At 68.7% G+C, this 15,926-nt stretch carries 14 protein-coding genes and 1 pseudogene; 7 read left to right on the forward strand and 8 right to left on the reverse strand.

Annotation, left to right across the window (positions count from 1 at the left end; genetic code table 11):
- Nucleotides 1–356: 356 nt before the first annotated feature.
- The 4 genes from APZ21_RS09010 to APZ21_RS09025 all read left to right on the forward strand — a co-directional run bounded on the left by APZ21_RS09010 (nt 357) and on the right by APZ21_RS09025 (nt 4,922).
- Nucleotides 357–2,159 carry a S8 family peptidase gene (locus APZ21_RS09010; protein WP_054812795.1) on the forward strand — a complete coding sequence of 601 codons (1,803 nt, stop codon included), beginning with the start codon at nt 357–359 and terminating at the stop codon, nt 2,157–2,159.
- A 29-nt stretch (nt 2,160–2,188) separates the two neighbouring features.
- Nucleotides 2,189–3,544 (forward strand): alpha/beta hydrolase, encoded by a 1,356-nt coding sequence (locus APZ21_RS09015; protein ID WP_054812796.1) that lies wholly within the window; start codon nt 2,189–2,191, stop codon nt 3,542–3,544.
- A gap of 162 nt (nt 3,545–3,706) precedes the next feature.
- Nucleotides 3,707–4,339, forward strand: a complete 633-nt coding sequence (locus tag APZ21_RS09020; RefSeq protein ID WP_054812797.1) for a ribonuclease FAU-1 family protein — start codon at nt 3,707–3,709, stop codon at nt 4,337–4,339.
- 58 nt (nt 4,340–4,397) lie between these two features.
- Nucleotides 4,398–4,922 carry a ribonuclease FAU-1 family protein gene (locus APZ21_RS09025; protein ID WP_054812798.1) on the forward strand — a complete coding sequence of 175 codons (525 nt, stop codon included), beginning with the start codon at nt 4,398–4,400 and terminating at the stop codon, nt 4,920–4,922.
- Nucleotides 4,923–4,962: 40 nt separating this feature from the next.
- On the opposite strand, the gene APZ21_RS09030 is transcribed toward APZ21_RS09025, so the two are convergent.
- Together APZ21_RS09030 and coaE are read right to left on the reverse strand one after the other, a co-directional pair.
- Complete coding sequence (locus APZ21_RS09030; RefSeq protein ID WP_054812799.1) at nt 4,963–5,403, reverse strand: hypothetical protein; 441 nt, start codon at nt 5,401–5,403, stop codon at nt 4,963–4,965.
- Between the two features lie 128 nt (nt 5,404–5,531).
- Nucleotides 5,532–6,701 carry a dephospho-CoA kinase gene (coaE, locus tag APZ21_RS09035; RefSeq protein WP_054812800.1) on the reverse strand — a complete coding sequence of 390 codons (1,170 nt, stop codon included), beginning with the start codon at nt 6,699–6,701 and terminating at the stop codon, nt 5,532–5,534.
- Nucleotides 6,702–7,008: 307 nt separating this feature from the next.
- Between coaE and APZ21_RS33875 the strand changes: the two genes are divergently transcribed.
- A complete protein-coding gene (locus APZ21_RS33875; protein WP_156370899.1) occupies nt 7,009–7,221 on the forward strand; it encodes a hypothetical protein in 213 nt (70 codons plus the stop codon).
- A 76-nt stretch (nt 7,222–7,297) separates the two neighbouring features.
- On the opposite strand, the pseudogene APZ21_RS36295 reads toward APZ21_RS33875, so the two are convergent.
- Both APZ21_RS36295 and APZ21_RS09040 read right to left on the reverse strand, forming a co-directional pair.
- A pseudogene (locus tag APZ21_RS36295) lies at nt 7,298–7,510 on the reverse strand (alkaline phosphatase family protein); the annotation flags it as partial.
- 49 nt (nt 7,511–7,559) lie between these two features.
- Nucleotides 7,560–8,966: an SPFH domain-containing protein gene (locus APZ21_RS09040; protein ID WP_054812801.1), complete on the reverse strand. Its 1,407-nt coding sequence runs from the start codon at nt 8,964–8,966 to the stop codon at nt 7,560–7,562.
- A gap of 193 nt (nt 8,967–9,159) precedes the next feature.
- Here APZ21_RS09040 and APZ21_RS09045 point away from each other — a divergent pair, with 193 nt between their 5' ends.
- Nucleotides 9,160–11,370, forward strand: coding sequence for an MMPL family transporter (locus APZ21_RS09045; RefSeq protein ID WP_239476552.1), 2,211 nt, complete (start codon nt 9,160–9,162; stop codon nt 11,368–11,370).
- On the opposite strand, the gene APZ21_RS09050 is transcribed toward APZ21_RS09045, so the two are convergent.
- Both APZ21_RS09050 and rpsA read right to left on the reverse strand, forming a co-directional pair.
- Nucleotides 11,360–11,992 carry a TetR/AcrR family transcriptional regulator gene (locus APZ21_RS09050; protein ID WP_054812803.1) on the reverse strand — a complete coding sequence of 211 codons (633 nt, stop codon included), beginning with the start codon at nt 11,990–11,992 and terminating at the stop codon, nt 11,360–11,362. The genes APZ21_RS09045 and APZ21_RS09050 overlap by 11 nt on opposite strands.
- Nucleotides 11,993–12,077: 85 nt before the next feature.
- Nucleotides 12,078–13,544: a 30S ribosomal protein S1 gene (gene rpsA / locus APZ21_RS09055; RefSeq protein WP_054812879.1), complete on the reverse strand. Its 1,467-nt coding sequence runs from the start codon at nt 13,542–13,544 to the stop codon at nt 12,078–12,080.
- A gap of 330 nt (nt 13,545–13,874) precedes the next feature.
- On the opposite strand from rpsA, the gene APZ21_RS09060 reads away from it, so the two are divergent.
- Entirely contained in the window at nt 13,875–14,732 is an 858-nt protein-coding gene (locus APZ21_RS09060; RefSeq protein ID WP_054812804.1) for a class I SAM-dependent methyltransferase, read from the forward strand.
- A 16-nt stretch (nt 14,733–14,748) separates the two neighbouring features.
- Here APZ21_RS09060 and APZ21_RS35045 read toward each other — a convergent pair whose 3' ends face one another.
- Nucleotides 14,749–14,922 (reverse strand): type II toxin-antitoxin system antitoxin, encoded by a 174-nt coding sequence (locus APZ21_RS35045; RefSeq protein WP_169812112.1) that lies wholly within the window; start codon nt 14,920–14,922, stop codon nt 14,749–14,751.
- 11 nt (nt 14,923–14,933) lie between these two features.
- The gene (locus tag APZ21_RS09065; protein ID WP_054812805.1) at nt 14,934–15,818 is read right to left on the reverse strand and encodes an SPFH domain-containing protein; all 885 of its coding nucleotides are present in this window, start codon (nt 15,816–15,818) and stop codon (nt 14,934–14,936) included.
- Nucleotides 15,819–15,926 lie beyond the last annotated feature (108 nt).

A 15,926-nucleotide genomic window follows, 5' to 3' on the forward strand; every position in this document is an offset into this window, starting at 1 on the left:
CCGCGCGCCCGCGACCCCGCCGACCGCGGCCGTCCGTGCGCTCGATCGGACGAATCGACTTCGAGCACGGTCGATTCGCGGTGGCGATCCGTGCCCGCCCGATACGGCGGTGCGAGTAGTCGGCTACTCGGTACGTACTCCACGACTCCGATGCCCGCGGGTGATCGGTGGGCGTACGCGGCGGCGGGATCGTTGCCGCGCGCGGCGGGCCACGCCGTGGCCGTGGCCACGGCCGTGGTTCCCGCTCGGGCGCGCCGATCCCCGCGGCGGCGGAGTAGTTCGCTACTCGTGTGCCCGACCGCTCCGCTGTTCGATAATCGCCCCATGCGAACAGTCGGTATCGGGTCCGGTGCGTCGTGATCGATGACACGGTGTGGACCGATCGGGTGGTCTGCGTCCTGGGGGAACTGTCCTCGCTGTACGTCAAGATCACCGAACAGGCCGTACTCAGGGTGGTCGCCGCGCGCTACGCCGCGCGCTTCGAGCCGGACGCGCGGCTCTACTACGCGGACGAACCGCGCTGGCACCATCGGGTCCGCGAAGCGCTCGACGCGCTCACCGCCGCGGGACTCGTCGACGGCATGCGCCTGACCGAGGAGGGGCGGCGGCGCAGCGCGGCCGCCTGCGAACGGTCCCGTCGGGCGCCCGAGCGCGCGGCAGCGGGGCCGCCCGCGGCGGGCCCCGGCGCCGACCTGCTCGTCGCAGGCGTGCTTACCCCGCCGCTGCGGGACAGATTCGCCCGCAGCGACAGCGAAACCCGTGCGCGACAGCAGATCCCGATCATGATCGAATTGAACCTGCGCTTCCGCACCGGACCGCGCGGTGCGATGGCGCGGGTCGCCGAACTGTGGCGCTTCCTCGACGCGGACAGCCCACCGCGGCCGCTGTCGGACGAATACGCGGTCGGCGATCTGACCGCGAACCAGATCGAGGGACTGATCTCCGCCGATTCCGTCAGCAGCGACTGGAACGACCGCGCCGTCTACCGCATCTGGCCCGACTTCGAGGTCAAGCCGCAGATCGACAGTTCCTCGGCCACCATCAAGGCCACCGCCGCGCGACGCTCGTTCAACAGCTTCGGCGACGGAATCGTCTGGGCCGTAATCGATTCCGGCATACAGGGCGCCCACCCGCATTTCGCGGGCCATCACACGCTCGACGATCCGAGCGTGGCCGACCTGCACCGCGATTTCACCGGCCACGGCAACCCACTCGTGGACGAGAGCGGCCACGGCACCCACGTCGCGGGCATCATCGCGGGCGGCCTCGACCTCTGGGGCGGACCGGCGGATCGGGTGCTGGTCACCGAACAGCGATTCAATGTCGGCGAACCCGGCATGCCGATCGTCAAACCCCGACCGGTGCACGATCCCGCCGAACTCGCGGGCGTCGCACCGCACGCCAAACTCGTCAGCCTCAAGGTCCTCGGCGGCGGCGGCGATCTCGTCGCCCGGACCACCCGGGTCATCGAAGCGATGGCCTACGTGCGCCAACTCAATACGGCGACCAGCAAATTGGCGCGTGTCCACGGGGTCAATCTGAGTCTCGGCTACGAATTCGATCCCGAATGGTTCGCCTGCGGACACAGCCCGCTGTGCCTCGAGGTGGACAAACTCGTCCGTTCCGGTGTCGTTGTGGTGGTCGCCTCCGGCAATTCCGCGTATGTGACCCTCGATACGGTCATGTCGGAGGTCAAGAAGTCCAGCACCGCCATGACCATCAACGATCCCGGCAATGCCGAACGCGCGATCACCGTGGGGTCGACGCACAAGGACGCGCCGCACACCTACGGCATCTCCTATTTCTCCTCGCGCGGTCCTACCGCGGACGGGCGCGCCAAACCGGATCTGGTCGCCCCCGGCGAGCGGATCGCCTCGGCCGCGGCGGGCGCCATGCTACTGCCGGTGACCCGCACCCTGGAACGCGACGGCCGCAGCGCCGAGGGGATGGCGGTCTATGTCGAGGACAGCGGCACCAGCATGGCCGCGCCGCACGTCTCCGGCGCGGTCGCCGCCTTCCTGTCGGTGCAGCGCGAATTCATCGGCGAGCCCGAGGCCGTCAAACGCATCTTCATCGATTCGGCCACCTCGCTCGGACGCGACCGCGCCTTCCAGGGCGGCGGGTTGCTCGACCTGATGCGTGCCCTGCAATCGGTGTGAAGGACCGAAATCCCCGAAGGACAACGGATATGACCGAAACAATCGCCAACCGACCGTTCTGGCAGCTCGTCTTCGACGCCGACGGCGACATCGACCGGTCCCTGGCCGCGGCACTCGACACCGAGATCGGCGCGACCGGCACCACCGACCTCGTCATGTTCTCGCACGGCTGGAACAACGGGCAGGACACCGCCATTCGGCTCTACCGTCACTGGTTCGAACTGCTCGCCGCCCACCTCGATCCGAACCGCGAGGTCGGCTTCGCGGGCATTCTGTGGCCCTCGCAGCTGTGGCGCGACGAGCCGATTCCCGACTTTCCGGCGACGGTGTCGCCGCGCGACGGCGCGGCCGCGTCGGCCGTCGTCGGCGCGGTCGCGCGGACCCATCCGGTATCACCGACGCTGGAACCGGAGATTCTGGCCGATCTCGCCACCCTGTTCCCGGCGGGCGCGCGGCAGCTGGAGGAGTTCGCCCGATTGCTCGCGCCCTCCGACACCCCGCCCGACGCCGCGGAGCTGGTCGCCGCGTTGCGGGCGTGGCACGACGCGCTGACGGCCGGATCCGACGACGGCGAACTCGTCCGTCCGGGCGTGCCGGGCATGCTCGATCCTGGTCACGATCCGCGGGCGCTGCTCGAGGAATTCGCCGAGGCGCTGTCGGACACCGGCGTGCGACTCGACTCCGGCGAGGGCGGCGGCGAAGCCGGTGTCGGCGAGATGTTCTCGCGGATTCGGCAGGGCGCCAAGGAGGCGCTGCGCCAACTGTCGTACTGGCAGATGAAGGCTCGCGCGGGTGTGGTCGGCCGCGGCGGGGTCGGGCCGCTGGTGACGAGACTGGCGGCGAGCCATCCGCATCTGCGCGTGCACTTGGTCGGCCACAGCTTCGGCGGGCGCGTGGTGGCCTTCGCCCTCGACGGACTCGACACCTCCGCGCGCACGCCCGTCAAATCGATCACCGTGCTCCAAGGGGCGTTCTCCCGGTTCGCCTTCACCGACTCGCTGCCCTTCCGCGCCGGGTCGGGCGCGCTCGCCGGCCGGCTGCCGCGGCTCGACGGACCGTTCACGGTCTGCTACTCGAGTCATGATTCCGCGCTCGGCACCCTGTACCCGTTGGCTTCCCTCGCCGCGGGCGAGGACGCGGCGGGCGCCGCGGACCTGCTGTTCCGCTATCGCGCGATGGGATCGCACGGCGCGTTCGAACCCGACCACCGACAGCCGCTCGGCGGCGTGGGCACGGTCTATCCGTTTCGGCCGCATCGCATCCTCGATCTGGACGCCTCCGATGTCGTCAACCAAGGCGAGCCCCCGGGCGGCGCGCACGGCGACATCTTCAAGACCGAACTCGCCTGGGTGGTCGCGGCGGCGGGCGATCTGATACGGATATAGCGACCATTCGGTGTCGAAGCGCGCCCAGCGGACATCCGCGCGGGCGCGAAACATTCCGGGCGGCAATCCGATTGGCGCGCGAGCGCGCGATTCGCGACCGCCCCCGTGCGGGCTCTGCGGGTGTAGCCTGGTCTGGTTGCCGGACCTGCCGAAGGAGTCGCCATGAGCGCTCTGGTACCCCTGCTCGTCGCCGCCCCGACCATGACGGGAATCGCGGGCTACATGGCTCGCGACATCCGGTGGAGCAACGGCAGTCAACCGCCGGGGCGGCATCCGTCGCCGCCGGATATCGCCGTGCGCAGGCCCGCCGTCGAATACTTCGACCTCGGCGATCTCACCGCTGTGGACAGTCGCGGGTTCGTCCGGCCGCTCGAACGCTGCCGTCGCGCGCCGTGGGGCCTGTACGTCACCCGCGCCGCCGACCAGCCGCGGCGCCGTCACACCGAGACCTGGCTGCTGCCCGACCTCGGTATCCGCGTCACGCGCGAACATCAGCGGCCCGCCCGCTTCGGCCGCCACGACCACCTGCTCGAAATCGGTGAATTCGCGGAGATCTCCCCGAAGCGATGGAAGGCGGTCGACCTCTATCTCGATATCGTCGCCCGGCAGGGTCATCCGGCCGAACTGCGCGGTTCGGACCAACTGCTGGCCGCGCACGCCGCCGGTCTGGTCGACGCCGACCGGGCCCGCCACGCCCTCGACCGCGCCACCGCCGTCATCGACGCGTGCGCCTCGCACGAGCACGACGTGGAGCAGTGGCTCGCCGCCGAGGGCATCGTGCTCACCTGGATGTAATCGCCTCCGCGGCCCCGTAGCGCTCGACGCCGGGGCCACGGCGGTAGATTCTGGGTGCATGACACAGGCACCAATAGCCCACGTGCACCGGCCCAAGGTCGAGTACTTCGATATCGCGAGCCTGACCAATACCGATCCCAAGGGATTCGTCCGGCCGGTCGAGCGCTACCACGTGGAACCGTGGGGCTTGTATATGGCGCGGGTCTCCGATCACCGGGAATTCGACTACATCGAATCCTGGCTGCTGCCCGAGTTGTCGCTGCGCGCGACGATCTTCCACTACACCCCCGAGCACCGGCGGGATCAGAACTACTATCTCGATCTCGGCGAATTCACCCGGGTCGGCCCGCAGCAGTGGACATCGGTCGATCACTATCTGGACATCGTCGTGCGCACCGGCCGCGGGACCGAACTGCTCGACGTGGACGAACTCCTCGCGGCGCACGCCCAAGGGCTGCTCGGTGCGGCCGAGTCGCAGGCGGCGATCGAACGGGCGACCGCCGCCATCGACGGTATCGCTGCTAACGGCTACTCCCTGGAGCGGTGGCTGGAAAGCCTCGGTATCACCCTCACCTGGAAGTAGCGGCGCGCCGTCGCCCCCCGACCGGACGACGGCGCCGCGCTCAGCTCGAGAGTCCGGGGATGATGCCGCCGAGTCCGGCGCCGCAGCCGCCGATCGCGCTGCCCGTGCCCCCGCTGTTCTCCGCGACCACGACCGTGATCGAATCGGTGATCAGCAGCTGACGCGCCTCGATCTTGTGGTTGCCGGAGGTGGCGGGAGTCCATTGGAGACTCACCTTGTCCGAGGTCAGCGAGGGTTTGACCGGGCTGCCGGGAATGGCTACGCCGTTATCGGTGAACTTCACCTCGGTGAGACGGTCGATCTCCACCCTGGCGGTGACCGTGTAGCTGCATCCGACCTTGTGGCCGGTGCCGCTGACGGTGACGTCCCCGACCCAAGCGGCGGCTTGGGGCGCGGTGAGGACCGCGACCGCGGCGACGGCGCCCAAGGCGGTGAGGCCCGTGCCCGCGCGACGCAGATGGCGGCGATGCTGTGCTGTCATGGCTGAACAACTTCCTGTGATGCGTCCCACTCCGAGGGTGGGCAGGCGCAACCATATCCGCCGGAAAGCTGCCGCATGAGCATTTCTGAAACATTAGTGTTCCAGATAGGTCGGATCAGCGGTACAGGCTACCCCTCGGCGCGAACGCGGTGATAGGCCCACTCGAACCACGGCCGAAGCGTCGCCGCGCCGCCACCGCCCGCCGCGCCGCCACCGCCCGCCGCGGCGTCGGCCGCCCGCCGGACGGCGAGATACTCCGTCCGCGCGGTGGCGTCCGAGCGCAGCAGATCGGCGAGCTCGAGGGCGAAGGTCTGCCCGGGCGCACCCTCGAGGCGCAGCGATACGACGGCGGGGCGTCCCGGATCGGCGTTTCCGTGTGTCGCCGCCGCCCACAGCGCGGCGTCCACATCGTCGGCCCCGGACTCCGGCGACTCCCCCTCGCGACGGGGGAATCCCACCGCGCCGAGCGCGTCACGCAACTGCTCCACCGCCGCCGCGTCGGTCACGGTGATCTGGATGTCGAGCAGGTCCTGCGCGGGAAGTTCCGGCACGGCGGTCGCACCGACGTGATCGATGCGCTTGGCGTTCGCGCCGCAGGCCAACCACAAGCGGGCGATCAGGCGTCGCGCCTGGGCGGCCCAGTTCGGATCGGCGGGCACCGAGCGCGGGTCGGCCGACGCGGCGGTGGCGGTGCGCAAATTACGCTCGAACGGCACCAGACGCCGCTCCCACAGTTCGTGCACCACCGGCTCGAGCGCACCCTCGGGACCGCTGTTGTCCAGCAGCACATCGGCGACCGCGCGACGCTGTTCATCGGTGGCCTGCGCCGAAATACGCGCCCGCGCGTCTTTTTCGGAGACGCCGCGGAATTCGACGAGTCGCCGAATTCGGGTTTCGGCGTCGACATCGACCACGAGCACCAGATTCATCAGCGGCGCCATACCGCTTTCCACCAGCAGCGGAATATCCTGCACGACAATCGCGTCCGACGGCGCGGCGTCGATCAATTCCGCCGTTCGTTTTCCGACCAGCGGGTGGGTAATGGAATTCAGGGTGGCGCGGGATTCGTCGTCGGCGAAGGCGCGGGCCGCCAGCGCGGGCCGGTCCAGGCCGCCGTCCTCGGTCAGGATCTCCACGCCGAACGCCTCGACGAGCGCGGCCAGACCCTCCGTACCCGGCGCGACCACCTCCCGGGCTATCGCGTCGGCGTCGACGATCACCGCGCCCCGGCGCGCCAAAATCCGCGCCACCGTCGACTTGCCCGCTCCCATGCCTCCGGTGAGGCCGATCCGCAACATGGCCACAGTCTCGCATTGCCCCGGGCCCCCGACGGACGCACCCGGACCGCGCAACCGACCCGGACGACGGTCCAAGTCGCGTGATTACCCATCCGGGCGACGGAATTCACCACCGCGCACGGCATTTGCCCGATCCGTGATGACGCCGAGACCGATTCGCAACATTTACGACGAGATGCCGTCCGCCGGCGGCAACTTTCCGACACGCCGAGACAATCACCGGCGCAAAATACTCTGCCCTCCGCTTTTCTTCGACTAATCTTCGCCGTGGCGATCCAGGCCGAAACCAGCTAGCAAAGGAACATCATTGGGCACCAGAATCAACCAGTCGGGTCGCCACCGCCTGGGTATGGCGGGAGGCGTGCACTGCATCCGTATCCCCGCTGTCGCGGCCGCGCTCGCCGAGCATCGCCGCTCTTGGTTCACCGCTTTGATCAGCCCCGCACGGCACAGTCTCGCGGCCGTGCGCAAACGCCCCGCCGTCGCCGCCGTGCGCTGGGTGCCGGCGACCGCGGGCTGACCCCACGCTCGACGTGGCCCGACTCGATCCGAGTCGGGCCACTGTTCTGCGCCCGGAACGTTCGGGCCGGGCGGGCGGGCATCCGGCAGCCCAGTCCTATGGGCCCCGATACCCGTGGACGAAGACACCCCCGGTCCAGCGGCACCGTCAGGAATGCGCCCCACGTGTCCGGCGAAGTGAGGTGATCGAAGAATCCGCCGTTCTCGTCGTCGCCGATGATCGGCGCGGCCTTCTCCCACACCGCCGGATTCGAGGTGCGGATGCCGAGCCGCACGATGCCCGCCGCGCCGCCCACACCGGTAGCGGATTCGAATCGGATGTCCGGCAACGGCTTCGGTTCAGTCCTCGGGCGGTACCGGGTGCGCGCCGGTCCACGCCTGCAAGGCGCCGCTCAACTGGGTCAACAGGGCGGTCAAGCCGGAGAGGTCGCCGCCGAGCTGATAGGTCTTGAGCTCCGCGGGCGCGGGCAGATTGGACACGATCTGCGGCAGCGAGTCGACCAGTCTGGCCTGGATATTCGCGGCATTCTGGGCGTTGGCCGCGCCGACGCGCAATCTCTCGCGCTCGAGTCCGAGCAGTTCGCCTTCGTGTTCGGCCCGCCGCTTCGCCTCCGCGAGGGTGAGTTCGCCATCCAGTTCCTGACGGCGCAGTTCCTGGCGCCTGCGCAGGTTCTCGGCCTGTTCGGCGTGCTGTTCCCGTTCCAGGCGCAACTGGTGCAGCGCGGTCTGCTGGGCCAGATCGGCGACGGTGCGCTGATCGTCGTGTTCGCGATTGGTGCGGCGCAACTGTTCGACGGCCTCACGGTCGAAACGCGCGGATTCGTTGCGGGCGCGCAATTCGGCGAGTTCGCGCTCGTTCTCGATGCGCCGCTCCTCCGCGGCCCGGTGGGCCGCGGTCTCCCGGGCCGAGACGACCTCCTGCGCGGACAGTTCCGCCAGCCGCGCGATCTGGTTCTGTTCGCTGCGATAGGGCTTCTGGAGGTTCTCCCAGAGGGTGGATGAGCTGACCACCGCCTCCTTGATCTGCACGGTGACGATGCGCAGCCCGAGTCCGCGGTCGCCGCCCGTACCGTCCTGTGCGCCGGCACCCTCGGCGACCGCGCGCAGGCGAGCGGTCAATTCCTCGATGATTGGCTGTTTGTCGCTGAGGACATCGCGCATTCCCATCGTGGACACCTTGTCCTTGATGGCGGCTTCGGCCTGTTCGCGCAGCTGGATATTGACCAGGCGCATGGGGTCCTCGGCATCGGAGAAATCGAGTTTGCGGTACGCGGTGGCGAAATCCTCGATGATCCATTGCACATAGCCTTGGACCAGTACACCCTGGAGTTCGCTGCATATGCAATGGGCGTTGATGAGAATGGTTTGCATGGCGCCGGGGACGACGAGAAAGGAATCGGTCGTCGGATCGAATCGAAACGACACCCCGAGTCCCATGTGCACGGGTTCGGTCCGTCCGCGTCGGGTGTGCACGACGAAGGCGTTGGGCGGCACGAGAACCGTTCGCCTGCGCCAGAATCCGGTGATCCTGACCTCCACCGGCCCCGGCCCCGCACCGGAGCCGGGCACGGGGACGACCCGATCGGCCCGCTTGGCCGCCGCGCCGCGCGGGGCGGGCGCGCCCGGTGGCGGCGGTGCGGCCGCGAACGCCGCGGCGGGCTTGCGTGTGCGCAAGTCGTCCTCCAGCGCGGCCTGCTGCGCCACGACTTGGTCGAGATAGGTGTTCTTACCCGGATCGGTCCCCATGTACCGCGACACTACCGGCGAATCCCCTCTGCCCGAAAGGATTCGGCGAGCGTCCGGCAAACCTCCGCGGCACGTGTCCGCCGCCGCGCGCCGGGCACGCTCTTGCGCCGGTCTCCGGCCTGTCCCTAGACTGAGCGCATATCTGACAGTGACTTTCAGATATCACCGCTTCGGATAGATCTCGGGAGGGACGATGTCACCGCACGCCACCGCTCTGCGGCCGGAAACCGCTGTCCGGCACGGGCGACTCGGGCGTTGGGGTCGGCTCATGGCCCGGCACCGCCGGATCGTCCTGATGATCTGGGCGCTGCTCGTCCTCGGCTGCGCCGCCGCCTACCCGGCGCTGCACGATCGCCTCGGCGCACCCGACTACACGGTGCCCGCCTCCGACTCGGCCCGCGTCGAACAGCTCGCGGCCGAACATTTCGCGCGATTCGGGGCCGAACAGGATCTGGTCGTCTTCCATTCCGACCGCTACCGCGCCGACACCCCCGAATTCCGCGCGGCCGTCGACGCCACCCTGGCCGCGATGCGCGGCGCCGACGGCGTGGCGGGGGTGATCGGGCCGTTCGACGGCGTGCCCGCCATCCAGATCTCCGCCGACGGGCACACCGCCTTCGGCATCGTCGGCATCGACGGGTCCATGTCCGAACGGGTCGAAGTCGCCACCCGACTGCAATCGCAGCTCACGCGACCGACCGACACCGGCGTGGCGACCGGGATGACCGGCTATTCGGCGATCCAGGCCGACCTCATGGCCATCGAGACCGCCGATCTCCAGCGCGCCGAGACCATCGGCCTGCCGGTCGCCGCCGCCGTGCTGGTCCTCGCACTGGGCGCGATGGCGGCGGCGACCCTGCCGATCGCCGTCACCGGCGCGGGGATCGCGGCCGGGATCGGCGTCCTCTTCGGGCTCACCACCTATCTCAGTTTCGATTCGCTGGTGCTCTCGGTCGCGACCATGATCGGCACCGGTACCGCCATCGATTACGCCATGTTCGTCGTCAGCCGATTCGCCGAGGAACTGACCGGACGCGGCGTGCGGGACCGGCGCGACCGGCCGGGTATCGAGACCGCGATCGCCACCGCTCTCGACACCGCGGGCCGCACCGTACTCGCCTCAGGACTCATCGTCATGATCTCGCTGTGCTCATTGGCCGCGGTGGGCCTGCCGATGCTCACCGGTATCGCCATCGGCGTGGTCACCGCGGTCGTCGCGACGCTCACGGCGGCCTTCACACTGCTGCCCGCCCTGCTCGCGACCCTGGGTCCGGCGGTGCACAGAGGCGCGCTGCCCGCGCGGCTGCGCCCGGCCGAGACGAGGTCGGATACGTCGCGGAGCGCCTGGGCGCGCTGGGCGCGCCTGGTCATGGGCAGACCGGTGCTGTTCGGCGTGCTCGGCGTGGCGGCGCTGGCGGCGGCCGCATTGCCGATCACCGATATCGACTACGGCGTCGACATGGGTCTGCGCGCCCTCGGCGACCGGCCGAGCGGACAGGCGAGCGCACTCGTCGAACAGAATTTCGGACCCGGCCTGCTCTCGCCGATCACGGTGCTGGCCACCGGACCCGACGACCCCGCGCTGGACGAGCCCGCGCGCCAACAGGTTTCCGCCTTCGTCAATGGACTCGGCTCGGACCACCGGGTCGTGCGGGTGCTGCCCCAGCAGTCCGACGGGCGGGTGCTTTCCACCGTCGTACCGCGTGAAGCCTTCGATTCGACCGCCGTCGCCGAACTCACCGCCGACATCAGGACCGAGGCCGCGCGCATCCGGGACGCCGACATCCTCGTCGGCGGCACCTCGGCCACCTTCGCCGACGTCTCGGTGCGCATCATCGATCGGCTGCCGCTGGTCATCGGACTGGTGCTGACGATATCGCTGGCATTCTTGATCTACGCCTTCCGCAGTATCGTGCTCGCGGTCAAGGCGATCCTGTTGAATCTGCTCGCCACGGGCGCCGCACTGGGTATCACGGTCGCGGTCTTCCAGTACGGCATCGGCGAGTCGGTGCTCGGCTTCCACAGCACCGGCTTCCTCCAGATCTATCTGCCCATGCTGGTTTTCGCGGTCCTGTTCGGGCTGTCGATGGATTACGAGGTCTTCCTCATCCGCCGCATGCGGGAGGCTTGGGACGCGGATCAGGACAATACCGCGGCGGTCGCCGAAGGGTTGCGGCACACCGCGCGGCCGATCACCGCCGCCGCGGCCATCATGATCGCGGTCTTCGCGAGCTTCGTCACCGCGGATGTGCTGGAACTCCAGCAGATCGGCTTCGCACTCGCGGTGGCCATCGCCATCGACGCGCTGATCGTCCGACTGCTGCTGGTACCCGCGTTCATGCGGCTGTTCGGCCGCTGGAACTGGTGGCTACCGCGGTGGCGACCAGTTCGGCTCAGCCGATGACCCGTTCGATCGCGTCGATCACGGCGCCCACCGCCTCGGTGTAGACCTCCCCCAGCGGCCGCTCGAAATCCCCTGCCGCCCAATGGTCCAGGGCCGCGACCGTACCCCAGACGCCGATGGCCGCGGCGATCCGCAAGCGCAGATCGTTGCGATCGATGCCGGTCCGTTCGGCGAACAGCGCGAGAACCTGATCGGCGGTGTCGCGCATCTGCCTGCTCTGTGCGTCGGCGATCTCGGTAATGGTCGTCACGTAGCGCATCCGGCGCCGCAGGCGCAGTTCGGACTCCGGGGTCAGCAGCGCCTCGACCAGCAGCGGGGCCAGGGCGCGGGCAGCGGCGATGAGATCACCGGGCGACACCACCGCACCGCCGCCCGCGCGGCGAATCTCCTCGAGCAGGCGCAGGTCGTATTCGTCGTAGAGGACCAGCATCTCCTTGGTACCGAAATAGCGGTACACCGAGCTGGCCGACACCCCCGCCTCCGCCGCGATCCGTTCGACGGTCACCCCCCGGTAACCGTTCTCCTCGAACAGATCCAGCGCCACCCGCTGGATTCGGCTCATCGCCTCGAGCTTCCGGCGCTCCCACACACCCGTCGAGGACTCCACGCTGACTTCGAACATCGTCAGCTCAGGGTACGCGCCGGGGCGTGAACGCCGAAGGCCCCGGTCCGTGCGGACCGGGGCCTTCACGCTGTAGCCACCCGAATCAGGCGTTGCCGGAGAGCTTCTCCCGCAGCGCCGCGAGCTGGGCATCGCTGGCCAGGGAGCCGCCGGCGGGCTCGGCCTGGGCCGTGGACGCCTGCGCGCCGCTCTCGGAGGAGTAGTTCGAGGCGCCGCCACCGTTCGCGGCCTCGGCCGCGGCGTCGGCCGCCATCTTCTCCATCTGCGCGGTGTGCATCTTGTGGCGACGCTCCGCCTCGGCGTAGCGGCCCTCCCACTCCTCGCGCTGCTTGTCGAAGCCCTCGAGCCACTCGTTGGTGTCGGGATCGAAGCCCTCGGGGAAGATGTAGTTGCCCTGCTCGTCATAGCTGTCGGCCATGCCGTACTTCGACGGGTCGAACTCGGCGTGGTAATCCTCGTTGGCCTGCTTCAGCGACAGCGAGATCCGGCGACGCTCCAGATCGATGTCGATGACCTTGACCATCGCGTCGTCGCCTACGGCCACGACCTGATCCGGCACCTCGACGTGGCGCTCGGCCAGCTCGGAGATGTGCACCAGACCCTCGATGCCCTCTTCGACACGGACGAACGCGCCGAAGGGAACCAGCTTGGTGACCTTGCCCGGCACGATCTGGCCGATCGCGTGGGTACGGGCGAACTGACGCCACGGATCTTCCTGGGTCGCCTTGAGCGACAGCGAGACCCGCTCGCGGTCCAGATCGACGTCGAGAACCTCGACGGTGACCTCGTTGCCGACCTCGACGACCTCGGACGGGTGGTCGATGTGCTTCCAGGACAGTTCCGAGACGTGCACCAGACCGTCGACACCGCCGAGATCGACGAACGCGCCGAAGTTGACGATCGAGGAGACCACACCCTTGCGGACCTGGCCCTTCTGCAACTGGTGCAGGAACTCCGAACGCACCTCGGACTGGGTCTGCTCCAGCCAGGCGCGCCGCGACAGGACCACGTTGTTGCGGTTCTTGTCCAGCTCGATGATCTTGGCCTCGATCTCCTTGCCGACATACGGCTGGAGGTCGCGGACCCGACGCATCTCGACGAGCGAGGCGGGAAGGAAGCCGCGCAGGCCGATATCGAGGATCAGGCCGCCCTTGACGACCTCGATCACGGTGCCCTTGACGGCCTCGTCCTTCTCCTTGAGCTCCTCGATGGTGCCCCACGCGCGCTCGTACTGCGCCCGCTTCTTCGACAGGATCAGGCGGCCTTCCTTGTCCTCCTTGGTGAGAACGAGGGCCTCGACCTCATCGCCCACGGAAACGACCTCGTTCGGGTCGACATCGTGCTTGATGGAGAGTTCCCGGGACGGGATGACGCCTTCGGTCTTGTAACCGATGTCGAGCAGAACCTCGTCACGGTCGACCTTGACGATGGTTCCTTCGACGATGTCGCCGTCGTTGAAGTACTTGATCGTGGCGTCGATGGCGGCGAGGAAGTCCTCGGCGGAGCCGATGTCGTTGACGGCTACCTGCGGCGAGGTGACGGTGGTGGGCATGTGTCGGTGTGCTCCGGACGGATTGTGGTCGGTTGCGGACATTGGAACTTTCGGTACGCTGCGAGATCACCGCGACGATGCGACGACGGACACACAGGAACGTACCGCACACACCACATGTGAAACCCAGCGCGGGCGCTCTGTTCCTGAGTACGCTGTAACCATCGGACGATCGTTATGGCGAAAACGCCAGTATGGCGGAAAACGCCGCCGGATCGCTGCCGATCACATCGGTACGCCAGTACAGAAGGCACTCGCTGAATCAGCGTACGCGACCTTGGTCCGGGCGGGCAAACCGGTGTCCGCGCCACGCCGAGATAAGGTTTGCGCGTGTCGGACGAACCCCACCCCTCGGCAAACTCCCTGCTCCCCGCGCAGAAGCCCACGCGCACCCGGCTCGACTCCGATGCCAGCAGGCGGGCCAGCCGTAGCTGGTGGGATGCCGATGCGGCCAACTATCACAACGAGCACGGCGAGTTCCTCGGCGTCGACAGCCCCGGAGGCGAGTTCGTCTGGTGTCCCGAGGGCCTGCACGAGGGCGACATGCATTTGCTGGGCGAGGTGGCCGGACGCCGAATCCTCGAGATCGGCTGCGGTTCGGCGCCCTGTTCGCGCTGGCTGGCCGGGCAGGGCGCGCTGCCGGTCGGACTCGACCTCTCGCGCGGAATGCTCGAGCGCGGACTGGCCGCGATGCGGCGCGGCGGCCCGCGCGTGCCGCTGGTGCAGGCGGGCGCGGAGGATCTGCCGTTCGCCGACGAGAGTTTCGACCTGGCCTGCTCGGCCTTCGGCGCCATCCCGTTCGTGGCCGATTCCGCCCGTGTCATGCGCGAGGTCGCTCGGGTGCTGCGGCCGGGCGGCCGGTGGGTGTTCTCGGTGAACCACCCGATGCGCTGGATCTTCCTGGACGATCCGGGCGAGCGCGGCTTGATCGCGGCCATCCCGTATTTCGACCGCACCCCCTACGTCGAGGTCGGCGCCGACGGCGAACCGACCTACGTCGAGCACCACCGCACCATCGGCGACCGGGTGCGCGAGATCGTGGCGGCCGGGCTGACCGTCGAGGACATCATCGAGCCCGAATGGCCGGAATGGCTGGACCGCGAGTGGGGACAATGGAGTCCGCTGCGCGGGGAACTGTTCCCCGGCACGGCCATCTTCGTCACGACGAAACCGATCCGCGCCGCCTGAGCGGGGGCGGATCGGTTCATGCCTGCTCGTCGCCGTGTCGGGCCGGCCTGCGACCCGCCTGTTCCAGCGCGAGCCGCAGGGCGAACTCGATCTGTGCGTTGATACTGCGCAGGTCGTCGGCCGCCCACTTGGCCAGTGCCTCGTGGACGGCCGGGTCGAGGCGCAGCAGCAGCTTCTTGCGTTCGACCATGTGTCCCCGGCTCAGTTGTAGAGTGTGCCCGCGTTGACGATCGGTTGGGCCGCGCGGTCGCCGCAGAGCACCACGAGCAGATTGGAAACCATTGCGGCCCTTCGTTCCTCATCGAGCTCCACGACTCCCTGGGCGGTGAGCCGGTCCAGCGCGAGTCCGACCATACCGACCGCGCCCTCCACGATGTGCGTGCGCGCCGCGACCACCTGTGCCGCCTGCTGGCGAACCAGCATGGCCTGGGCGATCTCCGGCGCGTAGGCGAGGTGGGTGATACGCGCCTCCAGCACCTCGATACCCGCCATCTCGGTGCGCTCGCGCAGTTCGACGGTGAGTTCCTCGGCCACCTCCGCGCCGTCGCGCAGGCTGGTGCGGTCGGCGTCGTGCGCGTCGTAGGGGTGGGTGGTGGCCAGATGCCGGACCGCGGCCTCGGACTGGGTCTCGACGTATTCCTCGTAGTCGTCGACGGCGAATGCCGCTTTGAAGCTGTCCACCACGCGGTAGACCACCACCGCGGCGATCTCGACGGGGTTGCCGTCGGCGTCGTTGACCTTCAGTTTCTGGGTTTCGAAGTTGCGCACCCGCAGCGAGATGCTGCGGCGATCGGTCAGCGGGACCACCGAGAAGAAGCCGGGTTCGCTCACCGATCCGATGTAGCGGCCGAAGAACTGCACCACCTTCGCCTCGTTCGGGTCGATCACGGTCAACCCCGTCATCGACAGCAGTAGCGCCACCACGACGACCGTCGCGACGATGGCGGCGACCAGCGCTGGCGTATTTCCCCCGCCCGCGGCGGCCACGTAGCCGAAGACGGCCGCGCCGCCGAAGAAGAGGGTGAGAACCAACCACGCCAACAGCACCAGAAAGCCGTTGACGTGGAAGGCGGACCTGAGCTTCATGACATCCTCCCGGTATCAGAGTGATATCACTACGATAGCGCGCGGCGGCGCGGGCGCAAGAGGCGGCGGGTCACGAATCGTCGTACATCCGCCGCGCGCCCCGAGTAC

This window comes from Nocardia arizonensis (assembly GCF_001310275.1).
Classification (GTDB): Bacteria; Actinomycetota; Actinomycetes; order Mycobacteriales; family Mycobacteriaceae; genus Nocardia; species Nocardia arizonensis.